The organism is Dysgonomonas termitidis, assembly GCF_042654545.1.
GTDB classification, from domain to species: Bacteria; Bacteroidota; Bacteroidia; order Bacteroidales; family Dysgonomonadaceae; genus Dysgonomonas; species Dysgonomonas termitidis.
On sequence record NZ_JBHSGN010000153.1, the window covers coordinates 1 to 7,808 of the forward strand.

Here is a 7,808-nt window from a genome sequence, read left to right on the forward strand (position 1 = left end):
GCATAACATTTTCCTTTGGAAATTAGCGCTGACGATCTTTTTCTGGAAAACCGCTTCATGCAGCCCCTGCAACTCCTTTAAGGTAAATGTTTTATTCAGCAGGTTATACGCGATCGGTTTTCTATCCATGTCTTCCTGCAATTTCAATACGGCTTTACTGATAATATCCTTGTGGCTGCATGCAAGTTCGGAGATATCCCGGATATCGACCCATACTAATTTAGATGAGAATAAATCCTGCGCCGTAGGGAATACTTTGAACCTGTCGACTAAAGAATAATAACAGACCGATACTTTCCTGGTGTTTACCCAACTGTCCTCCGGAATCTCAATACCGGATAACCGTAACATTACCGAAAAGATATTTTCGTTTACCTGTCCGGTTTCGTCCGATATGTGAAACTGTTCATTGTATAATATATCCTTTAATTTGAAGCACTGTTGCAATATACGTAACGACGCGTCATCTATTGTTTCATCCTTAAACACATATCCCTCAGGTAAAAAATAACAGCACCCTTCCCCGGTTTGAAGTAAAAGTACCTTTAAATTGTTATTGTAAAAGCTGAATACCACAGTATTTATCAGTATCTCGGACAGGAATGTTCCGGATGCCGTTTCGAGAAATATATGTACATCTTTATAAACAGCATTATTATCAGTATATTCCATTGGTTTATTTCGTTCTAATAGTTTCTCTTGTGATTATGAAAGTAGGTATGGGTCATATTTTTTCGAAAAGCTATAATAAATGCAATATTAAAAGAGTTTTTCAGGATAGATCTCGGCATCAGTTAACTCCCGGATGCCTTGTACCACATCCGGTTTATCTTTTGCAGAAGTAACACCGAACCATTTGGGAGGAGTATTTAACACTAATACGGTAATTTTATTGACACCAACATTATATTTTCTTAAATCAGATATACACCATTTTGCGATATCATTTTTAGGTTGACGAGGTCTAAAGTCCGTTGGAATTTCATAGCTAGATAGCAAAACAGCTACGTTTGCTTCTCCACCTTCAAAGGTAACATTAAGGTTTGCGCTTTGTATAAGGCATTGATAGCCTGGTGTTGCTAAACGCAACATAATTCCTCCCAAGGTTACTACTTTTTTCATATAATGTATCTATATGTTGTCAGAAATTAAAAAAATGTTTTGCGGTGTAATATGATATATTTTCGACCATCTTACCTATCGTATCTATTCCCGCTTCAGGCAGGAATCCCTGCTCCATGTCATTGCCAATAAGATTACACTTAATCCGGCGAAAGTATTCGTGGCGAGGATACGAAACAAAGTTTCGCGAGTTGGTAAGCATGCCAACAAAACGGTTTCTTCTATAACGATGGCAAAAGTATGAATGGCGGTACCTATTGGCCATAGCGTAATAGCTCATGCATAGCCTTTCTTTGTTCCTACCCGGTCCTATTAAGAATCGACACTTATTTCAATAGAATTGAGGTAAATCACAGTCAAAATGAGTTCCGCGATGAAATTGATTGTATGATAGTTGTTGAAAATAGAGAAAAAATTCAATATACAGATAAGTTACTTCACTGAAATCTTATAATTTCCCGCAGGAAGCTGGTATGAAACTTTCGTTTTATATAAGTATTTCGAGCTTGTCTTATATTCATTCTCATAAGGTATTTTCCCATTTATAGTAATTTCCCTTTCTCTCCCAACAGGCAGATATATAATAGCTTCAGTACCATAGGGAACTACAACCTCTAATGTAAACTCTTTGGATGAAGACACAAATTTCGACTTTATCATCCCAGCTATGGAAGGAACGCTAATAGAAGCTGTTTTGAATGTAGCCGGTTCTGGTTCTATTTTAAACACCTTATAGCCTGCTTCAAGAGGATAGATACCGCATATATACTGGGCTATGACAGTCAAAGCTCCACCACTCCATGCATGATTTACCGTACCTCCGCCAAGCTCTCCTATGTCTCCGATATACCAGCCTTCGAACAAGGTTGTGTACTCTGTATTGTTCACCATTGCTGACAGACGTTTCTTGGATCTTTCCACCCCATATTCTCCCTGTCCCATCATAAATAATGCTTCCATTATATATTTTTCCATATAAGGGCTTGCATGAAATTCCGTTTCGAAAACTTTTAATATAGCATCATATTTCAATTGATCTGCAATACCGGATATAACGGCAAGCGCCTGTACCCTGTCATCTGTTTCCTCCTTATATTCAGGGTGCCTGTAGGCCTTATCATTCCAGCATTGATTATACCCGTCCTTCACCTTTTCCATAATGATCCTGTACTCCTTTGCATCATTGGTATAACCTAATAAATCGGCCATCGATGCTGCACCCTTTAATGCCAGGTAATGCCAGCCTGCATAGATAAGCCGCATATCGCGGTTATTACCCCAGTCGCCCCAAGTCCATGCTCCGGGGCGGAAAGCTGTTAAACCTGTATCATCGAGAGACCATAGAGACAGGTATTTTTTCACTCCGGGATAAACATCCTGTATTGTCTGTTTATCTCCAGTGTTCATGTAATAATTCCAGAAACCATAATGCCCTATACTTGCCAGCATTTGTCCGGGCAACTCCACTCCATAATTACCTTCCGGAATCGGTGAATGTAAAACACCGTCTTCCTTTTGCCATCCTATTAATTCATGAATGCCTTTTTTCATCAAATCATGGATAGGGGTTGAGTAAGTATAGAAACTTTCTCCCATCAGTACAACTTCATCGCCCCACCACTGGGCACGTTCCCTATCGGGACAATCAAAATATGTATCACGCATATTTACATACAGTGTACGCAATGCTTTTTTCCAGAAACGCATATAGAATTCGTCGTCGCAAGAAAAAGATCCAACCGGATCAGCATTATATCCGGTTTCCCTGTATTTTATACTGTTTACGGTAACATCCGAGGGTACTACCAACATTAGTTTATGCCCATTCATCCAGCCGATTGACTCATAAGTTTGCTTTCCTTTCTTTGTTACATATTCAGCCCGTATGCCGACATCACTGCCTCCATATAAATGATCCGTAAAAATAGAAATTAAACTACCACCTTTTTTATCTGTTACATCTAAAACCGGAGTCATCTGCATATTATAAGGAAAAGCTGCAATAATAGTATCCTTTCCAGTTCCTTTCTTACGCTCGATATCCTTATACTTAACTGTTTTTATTCCAAAATCTTTCCATTGCGGGATAGGCCGTTTTACTAATGTATTCCATGGAGCATCACCCCATTTTCCAATTTCATGTGCATTTACAAATCCGTATTTCCCGCGGCTATCTTCAGTTTGCCAATTTGCTATATCTTTGTTGGCATCAAAGTGAATATTCGATTCGGGTAAACGTAAATTCGGGTATGGCTCTCCCGTGTTACCATAGGCCGGATGAATTTTACATAGCCATGAGTTATCACTGATTAGCTCTATATTTCCTTCTTTCAGATTAAAGATCAATCCTGCTTTACCGCTGTTTTTATGAGAATAACCTTCTTTTCCAAAATGCCATAAAAGTATTGCTATCTTGTTTTGGCCTTTCTTTAAGTAGGGAGCCAAATCGACTTCGTCATAATATGTATCTCTGGGGTTCGGCCCTCTCTTTAACCCTCCTTCAAATATAACCATCTGCCCGTTTATCCAAAACCAGTATTTGCTATCTACGGCAATCTGAGTCAATGCCTTTGATGGCACTTTCTCTATGTTAAAATCTTTTCGAAAGGAAATCCATGTATTGGGCTTGTTTGCATCGCCGGAAGGGACCGTTATCCATCTGGCATTATTAATGGCATTGACGCCTATACAGGAAAATAAAATAGAGAGAAATACAAAGATTGTTTTTTTCATATTACTGTTATACAAACATAATTTATTTTATGAACTACTGCTTTTATAAAATGATAATTGCTTTTATTGTTCGATAGAAATGTTTATTCTATTTCAATATATACAGGCCCTATAATACCAGACTCAATAGTTCCCCGGTAACGGGTTGGAACAGATAAGTAATAGTTAGCTGCCGTATTACATACAAGCACTTCAATAAGATTATTTCCTGTCTGAAGATAATCGCTTACGTCAAACTTCCAAGGGGCGGAAAGTCTTAAACCAGCCTCTTTTTTATTAATCCTCACTCTTGCTGTCGATATAACTTGACCAAGGTTCAGTGTAGCTTTCCTTTGAGGCAAATCTTCTAATTCCATATTATAACGATACCATGCACCACCTGAATAAGCTTTTAAACCCTCAATTGTTGACCAATCGCCAATAGGTATAATTCCTTCCGTACAGATCTGTTTAATAGGTGAGTCTATTACGCTTCCACCGCCATACCCCAAAGGCTCATCTACGTTGATTATAATATTTACCGGACGAATAGCGGGTTCAGCAAGCTTTGCTGTATATTGAATCAATCCATCCTCACGTGTTCCGGTGACTATCATTTCAGCAGCAATATTATTGGCATTAACCCAGGCTTTGCCATAAGATGAGAAAAATAACTCTTTGAGTCCGGGTGCAGAAGTAAATGAAAATTCACCATGGTTACTCACTTCTTCGCGAATATCAAAAAGCAATAGAGATTTATCACCCCGGTATTTCATTCTTAAGGGAGATTCTTTAAGAGTCTCTTCAATAATATCTGGCTTCCCATCACGTAGAGCAAACCGGGTTACACCATAGCTATCGAAATGTAGCAAAATTTCATTAATCCCCTGCTTAAGTTCCAACTCAGGTGATGACTCGGCATGTTGTCCGTTAATATAAATATTTGCAGGAAACATTTTTCCATATTCGGCGAGATAAAATCCAGAGCGAGGTGCATTCACCCGTGTAAACAAATAATAATTCTTTTCTCCGTTTTCTTCCTGGATACGCACTATCTCATTTGCATTCCAAGTATACTCCTTCTTGCCTAAACGAATAAAATCATCATACATGCGTGCTTTTAGTCCATGCCATCCTTGATATCCATAATCACCTTCAACACCCCATCTCCATGAAAATTCGTAAGGTTGCCATGAATAGTTACGTCCATGAGAATCGATTGTTGACAAATTTTCCTTGATACTCGATTTCAGAATTTCAATATCTATTTCAGGAACAGCGCTTAAAATCATAAATTTTGTTCCAAAAGTAAAAGTGTTTAATGTTTCTTTATTTGAAAAAGAATAGCTGGCACGATATATTATTGCTCCCACTTTATCATTGTATGCGGGAAGACTGAAATCTCCATAATCATTATCCAATAGTGGGACAATCTCGAATTGCCAGTCTCCATTTAATGGTATATATTTTGTCGCATATTCATTAGGGGCATATTTTTCAATAGTGGGTTTTATACTGGGATCGAAAGTTATAATCTGTATATCGCTATTTTCCAGTGGCAACCGTAATACAATGCCTTCTCGTGTAATTTTTTCCACTGATAAAGGAGTTATCTTACCCGTCCAGGGATTCCAAAGATGTGCAGCTCCTTTTGCTCGAAAAAAGCATTCTGTTCCTTTTTTGATATTATATACGGCATATAAGTCTTTTCCATCAATAGTCCGATGCATAACATATGGAGTTTCATTCTCTCCTGTACCGGAAATCACACGGAAATCACGTTGAAATTTCTGATCAATTATAGAAAGAAGAGACTCTGTCTCATTTATACAATGAATGGTATTTTTACCACCTTCGAATATCTGTTCCAATAATTTTTTATCTTTAGGATGATTACGCCCCCTCTCTGTTACCTGAGGCTTGTCTCCGATATTTATTATAACGCCTCCGTTTCGCTTGAATTCGAGTATCTTTTCCAGAGAACTACTCCGGATAGCTTTCATAGAAGGTATAATCAACACTTTGAAACTTTCTCCTGCGATATTTAAGTTTTTACTATCAACTTTAGAGCGGGCAAGAGACTCATAATCCATAAAATCGAAATCCATACCATTTTTATATAAGAGTTCCCCGACTGCAAAAGATTTTTTCACACAGCCATCTCCGTAGCCTGCAATAACCGGTTCGACCGGATATAACACAGCAACGTCTGCACAATGGTAGCCTTGCGAAAGGATATAACTCAATCGTTCTGTACATTCTAAAAATGGCTTTATCTCCTCCCAGTATGGCTCATGGAAATGATTGCATGGAGGAGCCCATTCCCACCAGCCTCCCATTGTGCTATAGTAAAAACCATGAAGGCTCAACAGATTTTGTCCGGAAGCGTAATTAGCAAATACTGCTTTGGTTAGCTGTTCTGTATTGGTTGACCATCCACTACTATGAAAGCCCTCTAACCAGACACGTTCTCTTTCATACAAGTGTGCTATAGACGATGCGACCTTGTTCTTTATAATGTCAATACCCAAACCTGGCTGATCACAGCCTGGCGCCTGATTCCATCTTTGAGTTCGGAAATAGTCACCGAATTCTACGACATCAAGACCACGTCCTCCATGATCGCAACCGTATAATAAACCTCGATCTTCATGCCACTTATATACCAGAATAAAAAAGTTTTCTTCACTTAATGATACCATAACATCATTATAATCAAGTCTGACACCCGGCGTTTTATCGCCAATATCCATAAATAAACCATCTAAATAAAGATTGATATCATACCCTTTTCGTTTATGGAATTCTTCACTAAAAATGTTATTCCATAGCCATCCTGAAAGATGAAATTGTAATTCGTCTGAGAAAAAAAAGTTTAGTCCTGATTCTGATGATTTCGTAAGGCGATCTTCAAAGCATTGGAAAAAATGCTCCACATAACTTTTACCCGAATTGGGATTCATTGGATCTAATGAAGGAACGCGATGGTCTGCAAAGACTTCTGTAATAAGCGTATTGGGCCATTTGCTCTTCCATTCTATTTTTCCATTCGTTATTTGAGGTATTAAATCAACAGGGTGTCCGGTTATATTATAGTCTTTATCTAGCTCATAGGCATTAAGCAATAAGGGCATCTCAACAAATGTACGATAAAAGAATTCTGACACCAGAGTGTCACTACGAAAACAGAGTTCATAACCATTTAAAGAAGAGTCTTCTTTTAGCATCTCATCCACATATGATCCTTGCCCTACTCCAAGCGTATAATCGCTTAAACTCACGGTCATACCACGTTTGCCAGCCTCGTTTTCAAACCAGCCAAAAAGATTCCACCATTCTTCTGTAAAGAGGCTTGGTTGAGAAGGAAGGGTTTTCCCATAAGTGATTCCTCCTTTGTCATCATGGGCATAATTTACCTGAAGACTTGTAATATGCTTGTTATCCAGCTTATCCAAATGCCATGAGAGATGCTCTCGGGTAAGGGTGTCGCCCATCCACCAAAAGAAAGGAACTTCTCCGTATCCTTTCGGCGGATTTGCGAAATTACTCCTAATATCTATAATCCCGGAACGTTGAGGATAGCCGGAAGGGCGTTCCTGGGCGTTAATATAAATATTCGAAAATACCCCTAGGTAAGATATAAGAATTAAAAAAACAATCAATTTCTTCATTGCTATTTAATAATTAGGCACATATTCTAATGTGACAGGTCCCATCAATCCAGATTTCTGTAGCGGTGAATCAGGTTGGTAATCATTTATTCCCGCCCAAGTTTCCCTTTTTTCTTTTGGTAAGGCTTTATCACCTATCATCCTGTTAACCCATGTATTGACAACATCTATGCGAAGGATATTTTCCCCTTGTTTCAAAGCAGAAGATATATCCACCCTGTAAGGCATTGTCCATGTACCACCAACATATTGGCCGTTCACCCATACTTTAGCCATCTTATTGACTTCTCCAAGATCAAGGTA

5 protein-coding genes and 1 pseudogene are annotated in these 7,808 nt (G+C 38.5%); all 6 read right to left on the bottom strand.

Annotation, left to right across the window (positions count from 1 at the left end):
• A partial coding sequence (locus ACFO6W_RS23590) for an NrtR DNA-binding winged helix domain-containing protein (protein WP_380001138.1) occupies positions 1 to 672 on the bottom strand: 672 nt, incomplete at its 3' end.
• An 87-nt stretch (positions 673 to 759) separates the two neighbouring features.
• The gene (locus ACFO6W_RS23595) at positions 760 to 1,122 is read right to left on the bottom strand and encodes a carbohydrate kinase family protein (protein WP_380001140.1); all 363 of its coding nucleotides are present in this window, start codon (positions 1,120 to 1,122) and stop codon (positions 760 to 762) included.
• Positions 1,123 to 1,141: 19 nt separating this feature from the next.
• Positions 1,142 to 1,339: pseudogene (locus ACFO6W_RS23600) on the bottom strand (glucuronate isomerase); the annotation flags it as partial.
• Between the two features lie 215 nt (positions 1,340 to 1,554).
• Entirely contained in the window at positions 1,555 to 3,855 is a 2,301-nt protein-coding gene (locus tag ACFO6W_RS23605) for an alpha-L-rhamnosidase-related protein (RefSeq protein WP_380001142.1), read from the bottom strand.
• Positions 3,856 to 3,938: 83 nt separating this feature from the next.
• Positions 3,939 to 7,505 carry a glycosyl hydrolase gene (locus ACFO6W_RS23610; protein ID WP_380001144.1) on the bottom strand — a complete coding sequence of 1,189 codons (3,567 nt, stop codon included), beginning with the start codon at positions 7,503 to 7,505 and terminating at the stop codon, positions 3,939 to 3,941.
• 6 nt (positions 7,506 to 7,511) lie between these two features.
• A partial coding sequence (locus ACFO6W_RS23615) for a glycosylhydrolase-like jelly roll fold domain-containing protein (RefSeq protein ID WP_380001146.1) occupies positions 7,512 to 7,808 on the bottom strand: 297 nt, incomplete at its 5' end.